This is a genomic window from Kribbella sp. NPDC050124, assembly GCF_044460355.1.
Classification (GTDB): Bacteria; Actinomycetota; Actinomycetes; order Propionibacteriales; family Kribbellaceae; genus Kribbella.
Genome location: NZ_JBITJU010000003.1, coordinates 385169 through 405130, shown reverse-complemented (window position 1 = coordinate 405130; position 19962 = coordinate 385169). Strand labels below are relative to the sequence as shown.

The following is a 19962-nucleotide window of genomic DNA, read 5'->3' as shown; positions in this document are numbered from 1 at the left end:
AGCAAGGGGTCGACTGTGGTCCCGCACTTCCCCGGTGCGAACCCGCGTGAGCGGGGGAGCATCAAGCGAGACGACAGCAGCGGCACCTCCGCGAAGCCACGCCTGCGCCTCCGCACGAGGGCGCCGGGTCGGCCGACGGTCGTCGCCGCCTGCTGCCTTGTCCTGTCCCTGTCCGCCGGCGCCCTGGCGGTGGTTCCGTCTGCCCAGGCGGACCCACCCGACCCGGCCGCCAAGAAGAAGCAACTCGACTCGCAGATCGACCAGTCCAAGGCCGATCTCGCGCACGCGTCCGACCAGCTGGGCAAGTCCGTGCTCGCCTACAACCAGGCGGAGGCGCGGTACAAGGTCGTCCAGGCCCGGTACGCCGTTGCCCAGGGCAAACTCGCGGCCGCGAAAGCCGCCGATGCGGTGGCCGCGGGCAAGCTCCGGGCCGCCGAGCAGGCGCTCCGGTCGGCGGTCGCCGACGTCGAGGCGGGCGAGCGGCAGATCGCCGAGAAGCGAGCGGTGGCGGGTCGCGCCGTACGGTCGGCGTACCAGCAGCAGAACAGCCTGGTCGGGCTGTCGATCGCGCTCCGCGGCGCGTCGCCGGCCGACATCGCCACCGGGATGCAGGTCCAGCGCAACGTGTTCGGCATCCAGGGCAACGCGATCACCAACCTGAACAACGCCCAGGCCCAGCTCGCCAGCCGGCGGGTCAAGGTCGCGGCGGCGGAGAAGGCGGCCGAGGAGGCGCGCGCCGAGGCGGCTCGCACCGTCCGGCAGGTGACCGCGCTGACCAAGCAGGTCGCCGCCGACAAGGCCGAGGCCGCCGCGGTCACGCAGCTCAAGTTGGTTGCGTTCAAAGCCGCCGAGATGGAGAGGAACTCCGAGCAGGCGCAGTACAACGCCCTGGTCCGGGAGCGGAACCGGGTCGAGCAGATCCTGATCGCCCGCGCCCGCGCCGAGAAGGCCGCCGCGGCCCGCCGGAAGGCAGCCCGGGAGAAGGCCGAGCGGGAGAAGGCCCGCAAGGAGGGCCGGCCGCCGCGGGACGTCCCGGACGAGCCGAAGGACAACGGGCGGCTCAGCTACCCGATCCGCAGCTACATCACGTCACCGTTCGGCATGCGGTTCCACCCGGTCCTGCACTACTGGAAGCTGCACGACGGCACCGACTTCGGCGGTGGCTGCGGTACGCCGATCCGCGCGGCGGCCAGCGGGGTCGTCACCGACAAGTACTACAACGGCGGCTACGGAAACCGGCTGTTCATCTCGCACGGGGTGATCGACGGCTCCTCCATCACCACCGTCTACAACCACCTGTCCCGCTACAAGGCCCGCGTCGGCGAGCGCGTCTCCCGAGGCGAGATCATCGGGTACGTCGGTACGACGGGCTACTCCACCGGCTGCCACCTGCACTTCATGGTCTACCAGGACGGTCGCGTGGTTAATCCGATGAAGTGGTTGTGAGCGATCTGGGATACTGGTCGGATGGTGAAAGAGACCGGTCGGAAACCGATCGCGCAGAACCGTAAGGCGCGACACGACTACCACATCGAGGATGTGGTGGAGGCCGGGCTCGTGCTGACCGGGACCGAGGTGAAGTCCCTGCGGCAGGGCCGGGCCTCCCTGGTCGACGCGTTCGCGGCCGTCCGGGGGAACGAGCTGTGGCTGCAGGGGATGCACATCCCCGAGTACAAGCACGGCACGTGGACCAACCACGAGCCGCGCCGTACCCGCAAGCTGCTCCTGCACAAGGACGAGCTCCAGAAGCTGATCCGCGCCGTCGAGCAGCAGGGCGTGTCGCTGATCCCGCTGTCGCTGTACTTCAAGGACGGCTACGCCAAGGTCGAGCTCGGCACCGGCCGGGGCAAGAAGGACTACGACAAGCGTCACGCCCTGGCCGAGCGCCAGGCGAACCGCGAGGCCCAGCGAGCCCTCTCGGACCGCCGTCGCCGCTGACCGCCGTACCCCCCACCCTCGCCGCCACCGGACCGCCCCACCCGACGCCCCGGGGTCTGCGGTCCCGCGGTCCCACTGGCTTCCGCAGTCCGCTGGCTCCCGCCGTTCGCGCTGGATCGCGGTGCACGCCCCGGCCCGGGCCGAGGGCTGGGGTCCGGTCAGGGGTGGGTGGGGGCTGCACCCGATGGGGGGCGGGGCGCTTGGCGCGCAGAGTGGGTACATGTCCACTTCAGACCTGCTGGTGACGCCGGCCCAACGGGACCGAGCCGTCGAGATCCTCAAAGAAATGTACGCCGACGGCCGGCTGGACCACGGCGAGTTCGACACCCGGCTGGAGCTCGCGCTCAAGGCGCGCACCCGGGCCGAGCTGAACAGCACGTTCAACGGCCTCGTATCCCGGCCCGTCCCGACGTTCGCACCCGCCGCCTTCACCCGGCCGGCGCAGTTGCAGCGGTACAACGGCGACGGGCGCGGGATGGGTACGGTCGCCCACTGGCTCGGGTACCCGACCTCGTTCGTCGGCCCGGCGATCGTGGTCGCGACCGCCGGCCAGAAGAACCCGGCGGTCCGCAAGCACGCCGTCGAGGCGCTCAACTTCCAGTTGAGCGCGTTCGGCGCGTTCGTGCTGCTGGGGATCATGACCGGGGTGACGGAGGGGTTCACCGCGTTCCTGTTCCCGCTGCTCGGCGTACTGTGGTTCGTTCTCACCGGGATCGGCGGCCTGGCCACCGCGGTCGGCTCCAACTTCCGCTACCCGTTCACGCTCCGTCTGATCAAGTGACGCTGGGTAACCCCACGGCGTGACTCAGGTGGTCGCGCCCGCGGGTCGCGCCGCGCGGGAATCCGAGGTGCGGGCGGGTTGTTGGACTTGGTAGTGTGGATCTTCCACCGGGGCTCCGGCGCCGGTGGGAGTTTGACAACTCAACAGGGGGTGAACGGTTTCGACTTTGGACGTTAGTTCCAAGGGAAGCGGGCCGAGGATCCAGGGTTATCTCGTTAACGATCTCTGGAAACCAATAACTGCCAACGCTAAGACGCGCAGTAGCTTCGCTCTCGCCGCCTGACGGCCTGAGCACCTAAAGAAGCGGTCAGCCCGGGGATGCTTCCGACCCGGTTCCTGGCCTCAGCTAGGAAGCTTGCTTTGTTAGCCCGGTCACGGGGCTAGCACGGGACATTTACAGTGACTGAGCCTGTCAGCGACTTGTCTGTGAGAGCGCTGAGGCTGAGAAAAACGCCTAACAGACTGCGCCCGGAGAAGTCTTGGAGCAACGCTGAAGGACGCGGGTTCGATTCCCGCCACCTCCACCCCTGGAGAACGCGCAGGTCAGAGCACATCTGACCTGCGCGTTCTGCTGTCCGCGACCACTTAACGACCACCTCATGCTGCCGCCCGGAGCGGAACCTGGGCCGCCGCAGCGCTCGCCACACCCGCGCCCCGTGTGCACGTCCTGAGTCATCGAGGGCTTGGCATGCCCGAGGTGATCGGCGATCTCCCGGGCAGAGAGCCCCACCTCATCCAGCCGGGTCGCGACGGTCTTCCGGCAGGTGTGCGACGTAACCCAGCTCGGGTCCGGGGTGGCCCGCACCATCGCGGCCACGATCGACACTCACGAGCATCTCAAGATCGAGCATCTGCGCAGAGTGCTGCACGACGCCGGCTCACCCGGGTCTCGGTGGTTACGCGGGTTCGTCCGGGCGGCACTTCCCTGAGACGGAAGGCGATGATCCCCTTGCCGTAGCCAGGCTCGGCGAACGCCTGGAAGGCGTCGGGACCGTCGATCTCGGTTCAGTTGTCGTGTGCTCCGAAGGCCCACCATCGGCCCACGACTCCCTCCACGATCTCGTGCGGGTGATCCTCTGCCAGCGGGATGAAGAGGTTCGGCAGGTCGAGCTGCGTGTGGCCGTGACGCATCCGGGCGATCAGACCGCGCGCGGCGAACAGCAGCTGGACCTCAGGCTCGAAGGCGTTCGATGACGGGGGCAAGGACCGGCAGGAAAGGTTCCTGGACGGTGAAGTAGCTGAAGCCGTACTGCTCTCGTCGCGCCTTGAGTTGGCCGGCGATCTCGTCCACGGTTCCGATGAGCAGATGGGGTGTTGCGAGGGCTTCGTCGACCGACAGGGTGGGTAGCTGCGTGGCGATCAGCTTCTCTGCTGCAGCGCGTCGGTCGTCGGTGACGATGACCAGCTGCACGATCGTGTTCAACTCGATGTCGGCGAACCGCGCCCCGGCCGCACGCCGTACGAACTGCACCCGTTCCTCGGCCTCTCGCGCGGTGCCGAGCCGGACGGTTCCCGGCGGCATGCCTTTGATCTGGTAGGTGCCCGCGATGCTGACGATGTCGGCGCGCTGCGCTGCCAGTTCCAGTACGGCGTCGCCGGTGCCGCCCACGAGCAGCGGCGGACCGTACCCGCCGAAGCCTCGCGACTGTGTCGGTGCGAGGACCGGCAGGTCGAACATGTCACGCAGCGGCCGCTGCTCCTCATAGCCCGGTGCCGCGAACAATTCGGTGAGCTTGTCCACTGTGGCGTGCAGCCGGTCGACTCGAGCGGCCTGTCCTCCCCATCCGATTGCCGCCGCGTCGTTCTCCCATTTCACGTACCCCGTACCAAGCCCCACTTCGAGGCGACCGCCGGTGAGCCGGTCGACGGTCGCCACCTCACGGGCGAGCACGTGGGGATTCCACAGGCCGGCGTTGAGCACGAACGTGCCGACGCGGAGCCGGGTGGTGGCATCGGCCGCGGCGGTGAGAACTGGAAACGGCGCCGGCATTCCCAAGTGATCGGCAGCGACCACGACGTCGTAGCCGTACCGCTCGGCAGCGCGGCACTGCTCAACGAAGTCCTTCCGGGACCGCAGTCCCAACACGCTGCAGCCGAATCTGAAATCTCGCACGAATCCTCCGCTTTCACTCTCTAACGGGCAGTCGCCGACACCGCGACGACTGTCGCCAACAGGAACAGGCCGAGACACAACGGTGAATAGAGGACCGAGTTCCATCGTCTGAACTCGGCAGCCCGACCGGCGTTCATGAAGTAGCCGCCGGCGCCGCGCCCGAGCATCACCAGCGCCAAACCGACCATGCCGGTGAACTGAAGCCAATCCGGCCCGATCCCCGGAATGGCGTCGCTGACCATGAGCGTCAGGACCGCACTACCGAGCAATGCAGCACCAACCAGAGCCGACAACGGCGGCGGCGGCAGCTCGCCACTGTCGCTGCCGTAGATCGCCTTGGTGAAAGCGATCTTGTCGCGCCACGGCCAAGGCGTGACCGCCCAGACAAAGTGCAGAACACCAATCACCGCAAGGACGAACACCAGGACAACCGGAACCACAGTGCGAATCATCTGCACACCTCTACAACCCGAGAGCGAGGGAGCCGCGCTTTGTGGCGCGACCCCCTCGGTGATGGACTACGGAAGCCTCGAGTGCCATTCGTAGTAGGACGCGTCATAGGAGCTGATGCTCTTGTCGCTGTAGACGGCACCGGCGCGCGGGCTCGTCCGCAGGCTGCTGATGAAGTCGCGGTTGATGATGTAGCCAGGTGTCCGCCAGAGCTGACCCTGTACGTCGTCGTCGGTGCTGCACGTACTGGTCCACACTGCGTTGACCTGGCTCTTGTAGTCGGTCATCAGGCACTTGCCGGTCGCGCGGTTCTTCAACCGGTAGTAGCCGGCGTCGTCCCCGCCGGCCGTCGTCCACTGCTGATACCAGCTGCCGTTGCAGGTCGAGACGAACACCGTCCCGGTCTTGCCGCCGGTCAGGCAGGTGCGCGAATGCTCGTTCTGGTAGGCGTAATACGTGGCCGCCTGGGCCGGCGTCGCGGAAACGCCCGCCGCGATCGCAAGGCCCGTCACGGACAGCGCCGACCCGATTATGGTGCGCAGAGGTTGTGCCATTGAAGCCAATCACCTTTCAACGAAGAGAATTTCGTGGGATTCACGCCACGCCGGTCGCGCCCAGCACGGCACCGACGAGGTAGAGAAGGGTTGCGAGAGCAAGACCGGTGCTCGGCACGTTGAACCAGTAGCGGAGGCTGGCCGGCAGCATCGTCAGCAGGTACACCGCGCCGACCACGAGCAGGTACGGCGAGTCGGACAACACCAGATGCGCGGCACCGAGCAAGCCCACGATCACCGCCGCGGCCGCAACCAGGCCTCCGCTCACCGCACGGCACGGACGCGGCCTTCGGCCGCGCGCCATTCGCGTTCCATCGCGCGCATGAGTTGCGGATAGACGATCCAGTAGCGGAACGGCGCGATCCCGGACATGTACAGCCGGCCGAAGAATCCGTTCGGCCGCACCAGCACCGCCATCTGGGCGTGGTAGCGACCCTCCCCGTCCGGCACCCAGCCGACGTGCATCACCCCGTGCACGGTGCGGTTGGCCATCTCGGACGCCCACTCGTCCTGCAACTGGTAGAGCGGCGAGAACGGCAGTCCGGTGAACTCCGGTCCGGACGGCCCGTCTCGCAGGTCATCCGGCAGCCGGTCGCGCAGGGAGGGCACCCTGGCCTTCAGCCCGTAATCCGGGTCGTCCCACCCGAACAGCTCGCCGAGCTTCCAGCGGATCGCCCAGAGCGCGCGGGCCGGCCAGGCCCAGTTCGCCGACGGGTCGGTCGTACCGGTGACGTCCGCCACGAAGAGCTGAAGATTGTCCGGCCCGCCCGATGCGGGCAGCCTCCAGACGTCCTCGAGAGTGAAATCCTGGGTGATCTCATGGATCCGCCAGGGCCGTGCGGTGTGCTCCGACTTCGGAATCCTCATCTGTGTCCCGCCCATCCATACGATTGCGTATAGATGGAGCGTAGACCCATCTATACGGCGACGTATAGGCGAGTGCGCTGTGATGCCCGTCGCAGCTCCCCGTGGATTGCCAGTGGCAGCTACGCCGCGTGGTTCGCGGGGTTCGGAGTCACGGGTTAAGAGGCGCGAGCACCCGGTTGTGGGCGTGTTGGTAGATCACGGAGCTCCGGAATCCAACCACTTCGCGGCGCTGCGTGAACTTGTCCATCAGGAAACCGTGGAGGTAGTCGGTGCTGGGTACGGAGACGTGCACGATCATGTCGTCGCCGCCGGTGACGACATAGACCGTGATGACCTCGGGCAGTCCGGCGGCATAGGTCTTGAACGCCTCGATGACGGCCCGGTTGAGAGGCCGGATCTGGAAGTGGATGAGCGCCTGGACGTTGCGGTTCAACGCCGCTGGGTCGACGGCGGCGTGGTACCCGGTGATGACACCGCGAGCGCGTAAGGAACGGACGCGCTCCAGGCAGGTCGACGGGGCGACTCCGAGCGCGCGGGCGAGGTCGCGGTTGGTCTGCCGCGCATCGCGCTGCAGATGCCGGATGATCGCCGAATCAAGTTCGTCCATCTGGTCAATATCCGTTTCCGCTCGAATGAAGTTCGGACTGCTGCCGTCAGCGTCGTCGAAGCAGTTAGCTTCGGCCCATGACAGTCGCATTTCAGCACGCCTTGTCGGTGACTATCCCGAATCCGTCTCATGAGCTGGTCCAAGTTGTCCGCGGCCCGCGCAGCGGCTTCGCGATCTGCGTGGCGATCCATTCCACCGCTCTCGGGCCGGCCGCCGGCGGGTGCCGTATCGCGCACTACACAGACCCGAGCGCCGCGATCGCGGACGCGCTCCGGCTGTCCGCGGCGATGACCGAGAAGAATGCGTTGGCGGGTCTGGAACACGGCGGCGGGAAGGCGGTCGTGGCCCTTCCCACTGCCGCTCGGCCCACGGGAGCGGAGCGTGGGGAACTCCTCCACGACATCGGCGACGCGATCGAATCGCTCGGCGGTCGCTACATCGCGGGCCCAGACGTCGGAAGCAGTCCGGTGGACATGTCGGTCCTCGGCGAACGCACCTCGTACGTCTGCTGCAGGCCCGTCGAGGACGGCGGGAGCGGCGACTCCTCCTTGCACACCGCGCGGGGCACCCTGGCAGCCCTGCACGCGGTGGCCGAAGAGATCTTCGGTACGCCGGAACTCGCCGGCCGCACCTTCGGAGTGATCGGCCTCGGCGCCGTCGGCACCCACGTCGCGCGGCTCCTGCACCAGGCCGGCGCGCGGCTCGTCGTGACAGACGTCGCCCCCGCCGCTCGGGACGTGGCCGAGGAACTGGGCGCGAGCTGGTCGGAACCAGGCGACGCGCTCGCCGCCGAAGTCGACATCCTCGTGCCTGCCGCGCTCGGCGGCCTCCTGACACCCGAAACTGTTCCGCAGCTGCGATGCGCTGCTGTTGCGGGTCCGGCCAACAATCAACTCGATCAGCCAGCCACCGCCAAGCTGCTCGCAGAGCGAGGCATCCTCTGGGCTCCGGATGTGGCTGTCAGCGCCGGAGGAGTCATCCACGCCACCGGCGTCGAACTACGTCGAGAATCCGAGGACCGTCTGTCTGAGCGCATCGACGGCATCGCGGGGACCCTCCGGCAGATCTTCGACGCCGCCCGGACCCGCCAGATCACACCGGCGGAGGCCGCCGCCGAGCTAGCCTGGCAGCGGACTCACACGGGACGGCTGAGCGAAGGATGACCAACCGTTGGGTCGGCGTGACTGTCGACTGTGTCGATGTCGAACGGGTCGCGGACTTCTGGGGTGCCTTGCTCGACCGTCCGCGCGCGGAGTCACGGCCCGGCTGGATCTATCTCGGCCGGCCTGGCGACCCGCGACCACGCCTCGTCTTCCAGCCGGTGACCGAGCCGAAGATCGGTAAGGTCCGCCTGCACCTCGACATCGCAGTCGATGACATCGACGAGGGTATCGCCCAGGTCATCGCACTCGGCGGCCACCTCACCGGGGAACGCCACGACTACACCGAGGGGGTGGTCGTCATCATGACAGATCCGGAAGCGAACGAGTTCTGCCTGGTTCAGTACTACTGACGCCGCCGGCCCGGCTGGGTCAGACGGTGTAGCCGCCGTCCACAGCGAGGGTGGTGCCGGTGATGTAGCGGCCGCCGGGGCCGGCGTCGGCAGCCGCTCAGGTGGCTCCGGTCCTCGGCGCCGCTCAGGTGATCTCCACGACTTGTCCTGGACAGCCTCGGCGGTGCGATCACTGGCCAAGCCCTGCACACCCTCCGGCATGGCGGAATGCAGGTCAGTATCGGGTACACCGCGGGCACAGCGGCCACGATCGAAGTGACGGATCTGATCTGGAAAACCTCGCAACTCAAGGGCTTTCTCTTCACGGCCTTCCCGCAGTCGGTCCTCGCCGACACCTACCGCACGCTGCTCGAGTACCTCGCTTCTGGTGCTCTCGAACCCGCTGTCGACCGAGTCTTCCCGCTCGCTCGGGCCGCGGACGACGTCCGGTTCAGCGGTCGGTCGCCACGCGGTCTGCCAGGCGCCTGAAGGCGGCGAGGTAGCCCTTCGGGCGTTCGAAGTGGACGAGGTGCCCGGAACTCACGGTGATCAGCTCGGCCTCGGGCAGCAGGTCGATCGATCGCGTGGCATCGTCGGTGTCCATGGCCGCCATGAGTACGCCGGACTTGTCGTAGGAGGTACCGCCGCGGTGGTCGTGCCACCACGTGGTGTGGATCAACACGGTGGGCGCGCTGACGGCGGCGAGTGCGGCGGCGGTGTCGAATCCGCCGTACCACTGGTCGGTGTCCCAGGCGGCTCCGAAGGCGGGATCGTAGTGGATCAGGCCCTCGAAGAAGACGGTGATCAGCCCCGGCAGGAACCAGATGCGCAGCGGCCGGTCTGGGTGGCGGTCGATCCATCGCAGGGAGTAGTTCGTGAGTGGACGGGCGAATGGCCCGAAGAAGGCGAAGTAGTTGCTGTGCGCAACGTAGTACCGTTGGAAGCTCACCTCGGGGCGCTCCCGTAGGTAGGCGGCGGCGAGCCGGTGGAGGGTTCCGCCGGTGGTCTTGTCGCCGCGGGGGAGGACCGAGGAGAACAGCGGAGGGTCCTCCAGGAGCAGGCCGCGCACCAGGTCGGGCCGATTGGCGGCGATCCCGAGCGCGACGAGGCCCCCGGAGGAATGCCCCGACACGATCGCGGGCTCCGTCACGACCTGCTCGATGGTCTGCGCGAGGAGCTCGCCGACGTTCGAGAGCGTGTACGACGACGCGGGCAGCGCGGCCGAGGATCCGTGGCCGGGTACGTCGATCGCGAAGACATGATGGCCTTCCACCAGCGTGGGCAGCACCCGCTGGTGGTCCTGCCACCGGGACCCCTGACCGTGCAACAGCACCACGGCCGGCCCGTTGTCGGGGCCCTCGGCAACGTTGAGCGAGTGCTCTCCGACCTGTACCCGGCGCTCGGCAAGCAGCTTCTGGTCAAGGGTGTCCGTGGAATTCGGCACGCTCGGCTCCTTCGTCTACTTCTTCGGCTTGGCAGGCGGCCGGTCGAGGATGAGGTCGACAGCGCGGGCACGGACCTGATCGCGGGGGAGTTCGCCGGCGTCCGCGGCGAGGAAGTGCATCCCGATCGCGGTAGAGAAGGCGATCAGGCTGCGCGCCTCGACTTCGACGGGATCGGAACAGAACGTGCCGATCATCTCCCGCAGGAGATCCATGCGGCGGTTGTCCACCCGGCGCAGGCGCGCCGCCACCTTCTGGTCACGCCGGGCCCAGTCGCGGATCGCCAGGTCGATCGGAAGCAGTCGATCGTCGGAGAAGGTGAGCAATCCGGCGCGGTGGATCTTGGCTCGCGGATCGCCGCCCTCGGACTCGATGCTCTCGATCACGTCATGGGTGCTTTCGCGCTCCCACGTTTCCAGCATCGCCTGCATCAGCGCATCGCGATCGGCGAAGAACCCGTAGAAGCCCCCCTTCGTCACACCGAGCCGCTTGGCCAGGACCTCGATACGAACGGCGTCGGGCCCGCCGGTGGCCAAGATCTGCAGGCCTTCCTCGATCCATCGGTCGCGCGGCGTGCGCGTCGGAGCAACCATTCCGCACCTGATCTTCCCTAGCATCCATACGCCTTCGTACAGATGAGCTACTGTGGTTACGTACGCTACCGTATAAATGGATGGAGAAGCATCGTGCAGTCCGGATTCATCGCCTTCCACTACCCGAAGCCCGAACACCTCGAAGAGTTCGTCGACCGCACCCGCCAGGTGCGTGACACCCTGCAGGCCAGTCCCGGGTGTCTGTCCGCCGAGATCTGGGTCACTTCCGACGGCGATGCGGTGGTGACGAATGCGCGATTCGCGACGCCCCAGGAGCTGCAGCAGGCTCTCGCCGCCGGCCGTGCTCTCGGCGACGTCGTCGCGTTCGACGACCGTGAGCGCAAGCCGCGACAGCTTATCAGCCTGACCTCCCGCTAGTTCACAGCGCTGGTCCTCGCGCTGCCACGCCCTCACAAGTCCGCAGTACTGAATTGAGGAGAATATGACCAGTCAAGAACGGCCGCGGGTGGTCGTGCTCGGGGCCGGGTTCGCCGGTGTGCAGGCGATCCGGCACCTCTCGCGTGCAAACGTCGACGTGACCCTCGTCGACCAGCACCCGTACAGCACCTTCCAGCCGTTGCTGTATCAGGTGGCGACCGGCGGCTTGAACCCCGGCGACATCACGTACCCGCTGCGGCACCTGAGTGCTCAGCATCACGTCCGCTTTCGGCGGGCGCGCGTGCTCGGTATCGACCACGCGACGCAACAGGTGCTGGTGGATGCGGGCCTGCCCATCGAGTACGACTACCTGATCGTCGGCATCGGAACCGTCGCGGATCATTTCGGCATCCCCGGCGCGGCCGAGCACTCGATGGCGATGTACACCCGCGCCGATGCGCTCGCCGTACGGGACAGACTGTTCAGCGGACTCGAGACGCTCGCCGGCCGGTCGACCGGAGAGGACGCGCTCAACATCGTGGTCGTCGGGGGAGGAGCCACCGGAGTCGAGATGGCCGGTGCGATCGCCGAGCTCAAGCAGACCATGTTGTCCAGGACGTTCCCCGAACTCGACGAGTCGCGCGTGAAGGTCACGCTCGTCGAGATGGCCGATGCGCTGTTGCCGCCGTTCCACGAACGGCTGCAGGGCTACACCTACCGCCAGCTCGTCAAGCGCGGCGTCGACGTCCGACTCGGTACGGCGATCTCCGCGGCGCACGAGGATCGCGTCGACCTCGAGGGCGGCGCCACCTGGCCGGCAGACATTGTCGTCTGGGCTGCCGGTATGACCGGCGGCGCCCGGGACGCGTGGGGCCTGCCCATCGGTCCCGGCCGCCGCATCATCGTCGGTGACGACCTTCGCGTCCCGGGCCTCGACAACGTCTTCGCGGTCGGCGACGCCGCGATCAACCGCACGAATCCGATGGCGCAGCTCGCTCAGCCCGCGATACAGATGGGCAAGCACGCCGCCCGGCAGATCGTCCGACTCGAACGTGGGAAGCCGACCAAACCGTTCCGGTACCTGGACAAGGGCATCATGGCGACCGTCGGCAACCGGTCCGCTGTTGTCCAGTTGCCGTTCGGGCCGCGGATCACCGGCGCGCTCGCGTGGCTCACCTGGGTGCTGCTCCACATCTGGTTCCTCCTCGGCGGCCGCAACCGGATCGGAACCCTTGTCAACCTGGCCTATCAGTACCTTCTGTGGCCCCGCCGAGCCGGCGCGATCATCGGCGACATCTCCCTCGGCACAACCACCGGCAACGAGACCCGACCGGTCGTGCGGCAGGACGTCGCATGACGAGCAACAGTGCCGACATCGTGTCCGGGTAACGGCCTGATCGCCCTCTCCCGGCTCCGGCGCCGACGACGAGGCAGAACGGGACGTTGTCGAAGACGAATTGGCCGAACACGTAACCGATGGACAGCCCGGGAACGAGGCCGAGGAGGAGGCCGTCCCGCCACCTCCACTCCATGCCAGAAGGCCGACCCCCACTGGGGTCGGCCTTCGGCTGTTCTGTAAGCCCCCACGCACCCGCTAGGCCCGCTCGTCCGTCGCGTGCTACGCCGGGTGCTCCCACCCACCCCTTCCATGCGCGGCGACCGCCGCTCATTCAACCGGCTAGTCGCCCCGGCCACCGTGATCACTCCGACGTCGCCGCTCCGCGTGCTCGTACGTCGCGTGCTACTCCAAGTGCTCCCAGCCGTGCAGGGTTAGGAGTTGTGGGCCTCGAGGAGGTGGAGGACTGGGACGCCGAGGTGGCGGCGGGCCTGGGAGGACCAGTCGACGTGGAAGAACTCGGCTACAACGTGGGGTCGGGTGAGAACGACGACCTCCTGGCCGTTGACTCGCTGGATCTGCTCGCTGAGTTCGTCCAAGGGTCGGCCGTGGGCGATCAGGCCGGTGGCGTCCTGGCCGAGTGAGCGTAGCCGGTCGATGCTGCGCTCGAGGGCGGCGTTGGCCTGGGCGTCGACGGCTTCTTGAGCTTGCCGCTGCGCCGTACGCATTTCATCTTCGGACGCGATCGAGTGCCGCTCGGCTGTCAGCCCGTAGAACTCCGTTGACGCCAGTCCGGACAGAGACGACTGGACTCGTGCCTGCGCGTCTTCGCACGGAACGATGACGTGATATCTGACATGGTCGGGCACGCTCGCGTGAAGTCCCACTACGCGGTCCGCATCCGGGGAGCTCAACTCCTCCTCGACCAGCATGACGACGTCGTACATGACGATCACCTACCTCGCCGCTTCGGTTGCACTACCAGTACCCAACAAACACCCGGGGACGCCGCGAATCGCGGCGTCCCCGGACGGGTTGGTTCTGCGTCACTCGCCGAAGAGTTGGTCGTAGTGGGTGGTGAAGGCGACGTGGTTGATGCCGTTGAAGACGGCGGGGATCTTGCCGTACGACGTGATGGCGGTCGTCGAGCCGGTGGCGTGGCTGAAGGCGTACTGGTAGCCGGAGTCGGTGTTGTGGTCGACGCCGACGACCAGGGTGCCGCCGCGGGTGCCGCAGCTGTGGGTGACCAGGGACTCGAAGGCCGACCAGCCGGCGCTGCGGATCAGCTTGACGACCGGCTTCGCGGTGCCGGTGACCGGGATCCGGATCGTGTAGAGCGCACCGGCGTTCGTTGTCATCAGCAGGGTGTCGTACGTCGCCGTCTCGCTGATCACCGTCATCGCCTTGAAGCCGCGGAAGCCGGCGAACGAGCCGAGCGACTTGAACCCGCCGTTGACCTGCGCGTATCGGTACAGGTTGCCGTTGGTGTTCAGGCCGTACAGGTACGCGTGCCGGGGCTGCGCGACGCTGTAGTTGGACGTGGCGATGGACTTGAAGCTGGTCCAGCCGCCGCCGATCCGCTTGTACGTCGGCCGCGGCAACCCGTCCTCGTACAGGTACGTCGTGTGCCGGTACAGGGCGTCGCCCTGCAGGAAGAGGCCGTAGAAATAGACCTGGGTGGCCGAGGCGTTCTGCGCCAGGTACCAGGTCGCGTTGGCCCGGGTGCTGGTGAAGTTGAACGGCTCGTACGCCGCCGCCCGCGGCGGCTTGGCGGCGGTGACGTCGACCGACTCCACGGTGTTGGCGCCGGTCGGCCAGCCGACCCAGCTGATGCAGGCGGCGGCCGCGGCCTGCACCGACAGGCGCTGTTTCGACTCGGCGGACTTCACCGTCCACGACGGCTTCGGGTCGGCCTGCGTGCCGGCGATGGCCGGACCGGACGCGGCGGTCGCGGCGAGCATGCCCACCCCCGCCATGGCGAGCGCAAGGCGCTGCAGTTTCATCAAGGGTCCCCCTCCAGGACAAAAGAAAAGTTGCCTCGGGCTACTCGAGACAGCCAGTCACTCTAACCCGGACGGCCGGTCAATCGGTGACTATTGCACCAACCTGCAATAGTCCGCCGAAACGGAGTCACGACACCGCCAGTGAGTCACTCTAGGTGCCGGATCGCCTACGTTCCCGGGGGTATTGCGCCGATAGGCTGCGCGCCATGGGACTGGATGCCTTCGTGTCGTGTCGCTGCTGGGACGACGGCCTGACCACGGCGCCGCCGGTGGATCCCGGGGCGATCGGGTGGGAGGAAGGGGGGATCGAGTTCGACCTGCCGTACGACGGGAACGAGGACGAGCACCTGCGATTCGAGACCTGGAAGCTGTCCTGCTGTGCGCATCCGGGGATGGAGTACGCGGCCGAGCGCATCGGGAACTGGGCGTCCTACCGGCAGCTCCAGACCGCCCTCGGCGAGGTGGGCTGGGACCGCTTCCCGGTGCTTCGACAGGTCCTGCCGGACGCGAACGGCGGCATGGTGGAGTCCGCCGATGCGGCCAAAGCGCTCACCGAACTCCACGAATTCACCGCTTCGGGGCCGATCGCCGACCGTGCGGAGTTGTACGACGGCACGACCGGTGAGCGGATCAGGACGGAAGTACCTGCGTACGGCGGCGAGTTCATGTGGGGACCGGGATACCGGATCGGATTCACCGCGGACGGGCTGTTCGTGCTGGACGGATCCAAACAGGTGATCTTCCGGGCGCATCGCGTGGGGCAGCGGGTCGGCGAGGGCGGTGCCTGGCTGTCCGACCTCGATCACCCGGAGCGTGGCGAGACCCGGGTGACCACCAGCATCGAAGGCGGAGCGAGCCCGCTGCTGGTTCGGACAGGCAGTTATGCGTCGACCGATTTCGAGTACACCATGATGGCCTTGGCCAAGGTCTTCCAAGCCTCGGTCGACACCGGGAACCCCGTGGTCTGGACCTGAGCGTCGTCACCCGGACTACGGCGCTGACCAGGACTCAGGGTCCAGCCGTACGGCGTTGGCGACATAGCTGATCGCGCGGTACCAGCCGGCCAGTACGACGATCTCCAGCAGTTGGGCCGTGGTGTAGTGAGCGGCCAGGGCGTCCCAGGCTGCGTCCGTCAGCTGGGCGGTGGCGTGGAGCTCGTCGATCGCCTGGAGCAGGGCGTGGTGGTGCGGCGGCCAATCGGCGCCGCCGTCGGTGCTGCCGTCGATGGTTGCCTCAAGCATTGATGGGGTCAGGCCGACCTGGTCGGCGAAGACGGTGGCGTGGACGGACCACTCGTACCGGCAGTCATTCAGGGCGCAGACGCGGGCGATGACGAGCTCGCGGTCGAGGGCAGGGAGCTTGCCGTGGGCCAGGAGACCGGCGCCCAGGACGCGCATGCGGGATGCCAGGTCGGGGTGGTGCTGGAGGAGGCGGAACAGGGCCAACGGCTCATGGGTGACGCCTGGTGGCATCCATTTGTGGAGCGCCTGCTCGACGTCCGGGGCGTACGGCGGGGTGAGTGGTTCGATGCGGGGCATGATCACCTCGGGGTGTGCTCATGAGGTAGTGCATGACGACGTACGTGTCGTCGGCGACGACCCGGCGGAGGTCGAGTTGGGCGCCCGCGACCGGGGCCTGGGTGATGAACTCGATGAAGGCGTCGCGGCCGGACGGGTTCCCCGGGCTGTGCTCGACGAAGTCCTCGTGCAGCACCGTGCGCAGTACGTCGACGTTGCCCTTGGCAAACTCGTGGAACGCGTGCAATGCAAGGCGTTTGTTGTCCGAAGCAGTCATACCAAGAACGGTCCCCGACACAAAGTCATGCTGTCGATTACAAGGGTGGTAATGGCGGCGCCCACCCCGCCCCCGCGATACTCGGGACGTGTCCCAGATCGGCGTACTGCTTCGGGAATGGCGGCATCGCAGGAAGCTCAGCCAGCTCGACCTCGCGATCCAGGCCGGTGTGTCCGCTCGGCACGTCAGCTTCGTCGAGACCGGCCGGACCATCCCCAGCAGCCAGATGGTCCTGCAGTTGGCCGAGCACCTCGGCGTACCGCTTCGAGATCGAAACCGCCTCCTCGTCGCAGCCGGTCATGCTCCGCTCTACCGGCAACGCTCGCTCGACGACCCGGATCTGGAGCGCGTCCGGGAGGCGCTCGAGCGCTTCGTCCGCGCGCACGAACCTTATCCGGCGCTGGCCGTCGACACCCGCTGGAACCTCCTCCTCGCCAACGACGCCCTCGACGTCTTCCTCGACGGCGTCGCGCCCGAGCTGCTCGAGCCGCCGATCAACATGATGCGCCTCGGCCTGCACCCCGACGGGCTCGCGCAGCGGATCCGCAACCTCGACCAGGTCCGCGCGTACCTCCTGCCACGCCTCGCCCGCCAGGCCGCGAACACCGGTGATCCCCAACTGCACAGCCTGTACGACGAACTGATTGCCTACGGCCCCGATCCCGGCAATCTCCAGCCCGATCCCACGGACATCGCCCTCCCGATCCGGATCCAGTACCGTGGCGCCGAACTTTGCTTCGTCAACGCGATCACCACCTTCGGCGTGCCCTTCGACATCACCCTCGAGGAGATCGCGATCGAGACCTACCTGCCCGCCGACCGTCAAACGGCCGACACGTTGAGCAGGATCCGGCCACGCACGCCGGACTCCATCTGACGATGAGCATCGCCCGCCGCCGACAACGGCAAGGCCGGGCGTGTCCGGGCGCGAAGCCGCTTCGCCGCCAGTTGGTTGTTGATCAACTCAGCTGCGTCGGCGAGGTCGCCCACCGACGCGTTGCTGATGACGAAGCCGCGGATGCTGGCGTCCCGGGTGTAGAGCGCACCGACGGGCAGCACCGGCCGGGCCGCCATACCGGCCAGCGCGATGATGCGTCCACCCCGAGCCAGCCGCGGTACGGCGGTCTCCAGGTCATGCCGGCCCGAGTTGTCGATCCAAAGATCCACCGCGGACGCAGGCACCTCGGAGTGATAGTCGAAGACCTGCTCGGCCCCACAGCTCCTGACCCAGTCGAAGTCATCCGGCGAAGACGACGCAACCACCCGGGCACCCGCCGCGGACGCCAATTGCACCAACGCACTCCCGACCCCGCCACCCGCGCCGAGCACCAAGACCGTCTCACCAGGCGCCAGCCCGCCAGTGCGGAAGAGCGCCAGGTACGCCGTGGCCGCCGTATGCAGCACCGCCACCGCCTCGGCAGCCTCCACCCCGTCCGGCAACCGATACGACCGATCCCGCGGTACGACGGCCAATTCGGCAAACGACCCCTGTCGCCCGTCATGGCCGAGGCTGTTGCACCACACCCGATCCCCAGGCGCGAACTCCGCCACCGACCGCACCACCGTCCCGACCAGATCCCGGCCGATCACGAACGGGAACGGCGTACTCGTCGCATATGCACCCGACCGGACGAACGTGTCGACATGGTTGACCGCCACCACCTCGACCCGGACGAGCACATCGGTCGGACCCGGTTCCGGCACCGGCAGTTCGCCGTACTGGATGACGTCCGGCGACCCGTGCGACGTGATGTACGCGGCGCGCATGGTCTCCGTCACGACGACTCCTGCCGGACCGCGTCGTACCGGGCGATCCAGGCCTTCGTGAGCTCGGCCTCGTCGGCGCCGCCGAAGGTGTACGCGGGGGAGAGGATCGGCAGCGCCCGCTCGACCCGGATCAGCACCGCCTGGTTCGCCGGGTACCCGGGCCCGTTGATCGAGAGCAGCCAGGCGTTCAGCTCCTCGTACGACGACTCGCCCGGCGGCACGATCGTCGCGGTCCCCTTGAACCGGTAGCCGCGCCGGCGGAACACGTCGATCGTGTTCACCTCGATCCGCGGATCGGCGGCCAGGTTGCGCATGGTGTTCGGTGAGGCGATGTCCATGAAGATCAGGTGCTCGTCGTCGTACACCCGCAGCGACCCCTTGGGCGACAGGTTCGGCGAGCCGTCCGGGCAGACCGTCGCGACGAAGCTGAGCATCGCCTGCTCGACGATCATCCGCATGTGTTCAGTGATCACGGGCACGTGCTTCTCCTTCGAGTGAGAGCGGGCGGCCGGAGTACGGCAGGCCCACCATGGATCCGTACAGCAGGTCGCCGTCCGCCTTCGCCGCCGGAGCGCCGAGGTCGACGTCCCGGGTCTCCGGCCCGATGTACGCGCCGAGGCCGATCAGCAGCCCGCCGACGGCGAGGAAGACCAGCGGCGTCAGCTCGTACGGCATCACGGTCGCGAGTCCCTCTTGGTAGAAGGCGTAGAACGCCGGCACGATCACGGCCGTGGTGTATCCGAGCCCGTAGCCGCTGGACCGGATCCCGGTGTGGAACCGCTCGATGATGTACGTCGTCACGACCGCGAACGTCGACACCACCACGACCACCAGCGCGACCGTCACCAGGCCGATCGCGACCGCGCCGGAAAGCTTGCCCCGGGCAATCAACCAGAAGAGCGCCGGCGCGATCACCGTCGTCGCGACCCCTTGCAGCAGGACGGGCGGCGGCCGATCCGCTGCGACAGCGATCCGGCGAGCAGGTACGTGCCGATGAGTACGGCGTACGCGACGACCAGGATCATCGTCACCGTTCCGACCGGCAGCTGGGTTCGCAGGACGCCGGGAAGCACGGCGCCGACCATGTTGAACGCCAGCCAGACCCCGGACATCAGCGTGAACACCTGCAGGAAGCCGCGCAGGTTCGGCCCCTGGAACAGGTCTCGGAGCGGTTGGTGTCCATCGCTGTTCCGGTTCTTCCAAACCGGCGACTCCTCCACATTTCGGTGGTACCAGAGCGCCCAGGCGAGCGCCAGCAGTCCGCCGATCACGAACGGGATCCGCCAGCCCCAGGTCACGTACGGCGTGCCGAGTCCACCGGCTGGGATCAGTTCGAGCAGGACGAGCGTGATCAGCGCGATCGAGCAGTACGCCACCGGGAACCCGGTCATGATCACGGCGCCGTACAACCCGCGTTTGCGGGCGGGCGCGTGTTCGAGGGCCAGCGGCGCGGCCGCCGTGTACTGACCGCCGAGGAAGATGCCGTCGGTGAAGCGCAGCAGGATCAGCGCGATGATCGCGAACAGGCCGGCCTGCTGGTAGCCCGGCAGCGCGGCGATCGCCAGCGTGGTCAGGCCGAACCCGATCAGCGACGTCTGCGTCGTCCGCTTGCGCCCGGACTTGTCGCTGAGCCGCCCGAAGATGAGTGCGCCAAGCGGGCGGCCGAGCAGCGTGGCCGCGAACACGACCGCGGTGAGGATCCGTTGGGCGCTGGTGGAGATGTCGTCGGGTGCGAAGTACGCGGCGGCCGGGGCCAGTGCGACGATCGGCAGGTACACGTCGAACATGTCGACGTACAGGCCGACCTGAGCGCCGACAAGAGGTTTGCGGCTCGATGTTTTCATGGG

At 67.6% G+C, this 19962-nt stretch carries 27 protein-coding genes, 1 other RNA gene and 1 pseudogene; 11 read left to right on the top strand and 18 right to left on the bottom strand.

Annotation, left to right across the window (positions count from 1 at the left end; genetic code table 11):
- The first annotated feature begins 15 nt into the window (after positions 1–15).
- The 4 genes from ACIBL3_RS11750 (at position 16) to ssrA (ending at position 3246) form a co-directional block, all read left to right on the top strand.
- Entirely contained in the window at positions 16–1446 is a 1431-nt protein-coding gene (locus tag ACIBL3_RS11750) for a M23 family metallopeptidase (RefSeq protein ID WP_396353248.1), read from the top strand.
- Between the two features lie 21 nt (positions 1447–1467).
- Complete coding sequence (gene smpB / locus ACIBL3_RS11745) at positions 1468–1938, top strand: SsrA-binding protein SmpB (protein ID WP_396353247.1); 471 nt, start codon at positions 1468–1470, stop codon at positions 1936–1938.
- Between the two features lie 220 nt (positions 1939–2158).
- On the top strand, positions 2159–2719 hold the full coding sequence (locus ACIBL3_RS11740; RefSeq protein ID WP_396353246.1) for a DUF1707 and DUF4870 domain-containing protein: 561 nt from the start codon (positions 2159–2161) through the stop codon (positions 2717–2719).
- Between the two features lie 146 nt (positions 2720–2865).
- Positions 2866–3246: a transfer-messenger RNA gene (ssrA, locus tag ACIBL3_RS11735) on the top strand.
- A gap of 152 nt (positions 3247–3398) precedes the next feature.
- Here the strand turns inward: ssrA and ACIBL3_RS11730 are convergent.
- The 8 genes and pseudogenes from ACIBL3_RS11730 to ACIBL3_RS11695 form a co-directional block, all read right to left on the bottom strand.
- Positions 3399–3527: pseudogene (locus ACIBL3_RS11730) on the bottom strand (site-specific integrase); the annotation flags it as partial.
- 197 nt (positions 3528–3724) lie between these two features.
- Complete coding sequence (locus tag ACIBL3_RS11725; protein WP_396353245.1) at positions 3725–3922, bottom strand: hypothetical protein; 198 nt, start codon at positions 3920–3922, stop codon at positions 3725–3727.
- Positions 3891–4832 carry a TIGR03621 family F420-dependent LLM class oxidoreductase gene (locus ACIBL3_RS11720; protein WP_396353244.1) on the bottom strand — a complete coding sequence of 314 codons (942 nt, stop codon included), beginning with the start codon at positions 4830–4832 and terminating at the stop codon, positions 3891–3893. The genes ACIBL3_RS11725 and ACIBL3_RS11720 overlap by 32 nt, the downstream gene beginning before the upstream one ends.
- Before the next feature lie 20 nt (positions 4833–4852).
- A complete protein-coding gene (locus ACIBL3_RS11715) occupies positions 4853–5284 on the bottom strand; it encodes a DUF3995 domain-containing protein (RefSeq protein ID WP_396353243.1) in 432 nt (143 codons plus the stop codon).
- 66 nt (positions 5285–5350) lie between these two features.
- Positions 5351–5836, bottom strand: a complete 486-nt coding sequence (locus tag ACIBL3_RS11710) for an RICIN domain-containing protein (RefSeq protein WP_396353242.1) — start codon at positions 5834–5836, stop codon at positions 5351–5353.
- A gap of 40 nt (positions 5837–5876) precedes the next feature.
- Positions 5877–6104: a hypothetical protein gene (locus ACIBL3_RS11705; protein ID WP_396353241.1), complete on the bottom strand. Its 228-nt coding sequence runs from the start codon at positions 6102–6104 to the stop codon at positions 5877–5879.
- Positions 6101–6703: a DUF2867 domain-containing protein gene (locus ACIBL3_RS11700; RefSeq protein ID WP_396353240.1), complete on the bottom strand. Its 603-nt coding sequence runs from the start codon at positions 6701–6703 to the stop codon at positions 6101–6103. Before ACIBL3_RS11700 ends, ACIBL3_RS11705 begins: the two co-directional genes overlap by 4 nt.
- Before the next feature lie 148 nt (positions 6704–6851).
- Complete coding sequence (locus tag ACIBL3_RS11695) at positions 6852–7400, bottom strand: Lrp/AsnC family transcriptional regulator (protein ID WP_396353239.1); 549 nt, start codon at positions 7398–7400, stop codon at positions 6852–6854.
- Here ACIBL3_RS11695 and ACIBL3_RS11690 point away from each other — a divergent pair.
- The 3 genes from ACIBL3_RS11690 to ACIBL3_RS11680 all read left to right on the top strand — a co-directional run bounded on the left by ACIBL3_RS11690 (position 7388) and on the right by ACIBL3_RS11680 (position 9291).
- Positions 7388–8473: a Glu/Leu/Phe/Val dehydrogenase dimerization domain-containing protein gene (locus tag ACIBL3_RS11690; protein ID WP_396353238.1), complete on the top strand. Its 1086-nt coding sequence runs from the start codon at positions 7388–7390 to the stop codon at positions 8471–8473. The genes ACIBL3_RS11695 and ACIBL3_RS11690 overlap by 13 nt on opposite strands.
- Positions 8470–8823, top strand: a complete 354-nt coding sequence (locus ACIBL3_RS11685) for a VOC family protein (protein WP_396353237.1) — start codon at positions 8470–8472, stop codon at positions 8821–8823. Before ACIBL3_RS11690 ends, ACIBL3_RS11685 begins: the two co-directional genes overlap by 4 nt.
- Positions 8824–8970: 147 nt before the next feature.
- Positions 8971–9291, top strand: a complete 321-nt coding sequence (locus tag ACIBL3_RS11680; RefSeq protein ID WP_396353365.1) for a zinc-binding dehydrogenase — start codon at positions 8971–8973, stop codon at positions 9289–9291.
- On the opposite strand, the gene ACIBL3_RS11675 is transcribed toward ACIBL3_RS11680, so the two are convergent.
- Positions 9254–10246 (bottom strand): alpha/beta hydrolase, encoded by a 993-nt coding sequence (locus tag ACIBL3_RS11675; RefSeq protein ID WP_396353236.1) that lies wholly within the window; start codon positions 10244–10246, stop codon positions 9254–9256. The genes ACIBL3_RS11680 and ACIBL3_RS11675 overlap by 38 nt on opposite strands.
- Before the next feature lie 15 nt (positions 10247–10261).
- A complete protein-coding gene (locus tag ACIBL3_RS11670) occupies positions 10262–10837 on the bottom strand; it encodes a TetR/AcrR family transcriptional regulator (protein WP_396353235.1) in 576 nt (191 codons plus the stop codon).
- A gap of 93 nt (positions 10838–10930) precedes the next feature.
- On the opposite strand from ACIBL3_RS11670, the gene ACIBL3_RS11665 reads away from it, so the two are divergent.
- Together ACIBL3_RS11665 and ACIBL3_RS11660 are read left to right on the top strand one after the other, a co-directional pair.
- Entirely contained in the window at positions 10931–11215 is a 285-nt protein-coding gene (locus ACIBL3_RS11665; protein ID WP_396353234.1) for an antibiotic biosynthesis monooxygenase family protein, read from the top strand.
- Positions 11216–11279: 64 nt separating this feature from the next.
- Positions 11280–12572: an NAD(P)/FAD-dependent oxidoreductase gene (locus ACIBL3_RS11660; protein ID WP_396353233.1), complete on the top strand. Its 1293-nt coding sequence runs from the start codon at positions 11280–11282 to the stop codon at positions 12570–12572.
- A gap of 413 nt (positions 12573–12985) precedes the next feature.
- Here ACIBL3_RS11660 and ACIBL3_RS11655 read toward each other — a convergent pair whose 3' ends face one another.
- Positions 12986–13498 carry a hypothetical protein gene (locus tag ACIBL3_RS11655; RefSeq protein ID WP_396353232.1) on the bottom strand — a complete coding sequence of 171 codons (513 nt, stop codon included), beginning with the start codon at positions 13496–13498 and terminating at the stop codon, positions 12986–12988.
- A 99-nt stretch (positions 13499–13597) separates the two neighbouring features.
- Positions 13598–14554 (bottom strand): hypothetical protein, encoded by a 957-nt coding sequence (locus tag ACIBL3_RS11650; RefSeq protein ID WP_396353231.1) that lies wholly within the window; start codon positions 14552–14554, stop codon positions 13598–13600.
- Between the two features lie 206 nt (positions 14555–14760).
- On the opposite strand from ACIBL3_RS11650, the gene ACIBL3_RS11645 reads away from it, so the two are divergent.
- The gene (locus ACIBL3_RS11645; protein ID WP_396353230.1) at positions 14761–15528 is read left to right on the top strand and encodes a hypothetical protein; all 768 of its coding nucleotides are present in this window, start codon (positions 14761–14763) and stop codon (positions 15526–15528) included.
- 15 nt (positions 15529–15543) lie between these two features.
- Here ACIBL3_RS11645 and ACIBL3_RS11640 read toward each other — a convergent pair whose 3' ends face one another.
- Positions 15544–16092 (bottom strand): carboxymuconolactone decarboxylase family protein, encoded by a 549-nt coding sequence (locus tag ACIBL3_RS11640; RefSeq protein WP_396353229.1) that lies wholly within the window; start codon positions 16090–16092, stop codon positions 15544–15546.
- Complete coding sequence (locus ACIBL3_RS11635; RefSeq protein WP_396353228.1) at positions 16004–16348, bottom strand: nuclear transport factor 2 family protein; 345 nt, start codon at positions 16346–16348, stop codon at positions 16004–16006. The genes ACIBL3_RS11640 and ACIBL3_RS11635 overlap by 89 nt, the downstream gene beginning before the upstream one ends.
- A gap of 88 nt (positions 16349–16436) precedes the next feature.
- On the opposite strand from ACIBL3_RS11635, the gene ACIBL3_RS11630 reads away from it, so the two are divergent.
- Positions 16437–17225, top strand: coding sequence for a helix-turn-helix domain-containing protein (locus ACIBL3_RS11630; protein ID WP_396353227.1), 789 nt, complete (start codon positions 16437–16439; stop codon positions 17223–17225).
- Here the strand turns inward: ACIBL3_RS11630 and ACIBL3_RS11625 are convergent.
- From ACIBL3_RS11625 to ACIBL3_RS11610, 4 genes are read right to left on the bottom strand one after another with little or no spacing between them, the layout of a single operon-like run.
- The gene (locus tag ACIBL3_RS11625; protein ID WP_396353226.1) at positions 17171–18127 is read right to left on the bottom strand and encodes an NADPH:quinone reductase; all 957 of its coding nucleotides are present in this window, start codon (positions 18125–18127) and stop codon (positions 17171–17173) included. The two genes, ACIBL3_RS11630 and ACIBL3_RS11625, sit on opposite strands and share 55 nt — an antisense overlap.
- Positions 18124–18594, bottom strand: coding sequence for a pyridoxamine 5'-phosphate oxidase family protein (locus tag ACIBL3_RS11620; RefSeq protein ID WP_396353225.1), 471 nt, complete (start codon positions 18592–18594; stop codon positions 18124–18126). The genes ACIBL3_RS11625 and ACIBL3_RS11620 overlap by 4 nt, the downstream gene beginning before the upstream one ends.
- Positions 18578–19030 (bottom strand): hypothetical protein, encoded by a 453-nt coding sequence (locus tag ACIBL3_RS11615; protein WP_396353224.1) that lies wholly within the window; start codon positions 19028–19030, stop codon positions 18578–18580. Before ACIBL3_RS11615 ends, ACIBL3_RS11620 begins: the two co-directional genes overlap by 17 nt.
- The gene (locus ACIBL3_RS11610; RefSeq protein ID WP_396353223.1) at positions 19027–19959 is read right to left on the bottom strand and encodes an MFS transporter; all 933 of its coding nucleotides are present in this window, start codon (positions 19957–19959) and stop codon (positions 19027–19029) included. Before ACIBL3_RS11610 ends, ACIBL3_RS11615 begins: the two co-directional genes overlap by 4 nt.
- Positions 19960–19962 lie beyond the last annotated feature (3 nt).

Coding starts and splice junctions, on each gene's coding strand:
- smpB (WP_396353247.1), top strand. CDS start 1,468: ATGGTGAAAGAGACCGGTCGGAAACCGATCGCGCAGAACCGTAAGGCG.
- ACIBL3_RS11740 (WP_396353246.1), top strand. CDS start 2,159: ATGTCCACTTCAGACCTGCTGGTGACGCCGGCCCAACGGGACCGAGCC.
- ACIBL3_RS11715 (WP_396353243.1), bottom strand. CDS start 5,284: ATGATTCGCACTGTGGTTCCGGTTGTCCTGGTGTTCGTCCTTGCGGTG.
- ACIBL3_RS11710 (WP_396353242.1), bottom strand. CDS start 5,836: ATGGCACAACCTCTGCGCACCATAATCGGGTCGGCGCTGTCCGTGACG.
- ACIBL3_RS11700 (WP_396353240.1), bottom strand. CDS start 6,703: ATGAGGATTCCGAAGTCGGAGCACACCGCACGGCCCTGGCGGATCCAT.
- ACIBL3_RS11690 (WP_396353238.1), top strand. CDS start 7,388: ATGACAGTCGCATTTCAGCACGCCTTGTCGGTGACTATCCCGAATCCG.
- ACIBL3_RS11695 (WP_396353239.1), bottom strand. CDS start 7,400: ATGCGACTGTCATGGGCCGAAGCTAACTGCTTCGACGACGCTGACGGC.
- ACIBL3_RS11685 (WP_396353237.1), top strand. CDS start 8,470: ATGACCAACCGTTGGGTCGGCGTGACTGTCGACTGTGTCGATGTCGAA.
- ACIBL3_RS11670 (WP_396353235.1), bottom strand. CDS start 10,837: ATGGTTGCTCCGACGCGCACGCCGCGCGACCGATGGATCGAGGAAGGC.
- ACIBL3_RS11660 (WP_396353233.1), top strand. CDS start 11,280: ATGACCAGTCAAGAACGGCCGCGGGTGGTCGTGCTCGGGGCCGGGTTC.
- ACIBL3_RS11655 (WP_396353232.1), bottom strand. CDS start 13,498: ATGTACGACGTCGTCATGCTGGTCGAGGAGGAGTTGAGCTCCCCGGAT.
- ACIBL3_RS11650 (WP_396353231.1), bottom strand. CDS start 14,554: ATGAAACTGCAGCGCCTTGCGCTCGCCATGGCGGGGGTGGGCATGCTC.
- ACIBL3_RS11645 (WP_396353230.1), top strand. CDS start 14,761: ATGGGACTGGATGCCTTCGTGTCGTGTCGCTGCTGGGACGACGGCCTG.
- ACIBL3_RS11640 (WP_396353229.1), bottom strand. CDS start 16,092: ATGCCCCGCATCGAACCACTCACCCCGCCGTACGCCCCGGACGTCGAG.
- ACIBL3_RS11635 (WP_396353228.1), bottom strand. CDS start 16,348: ATGACTGCTTCGGACAACAAACGCCTTGCATTGCACGCGTTCCACGAG.
- ACIBL3_RS11610 (WP_396353223.1), bottom strand. CDS start 19,959: ATGAAAACATCGAGCCGCAAACCTCTTGTCGGCGCTCAGGTCGGCCTG.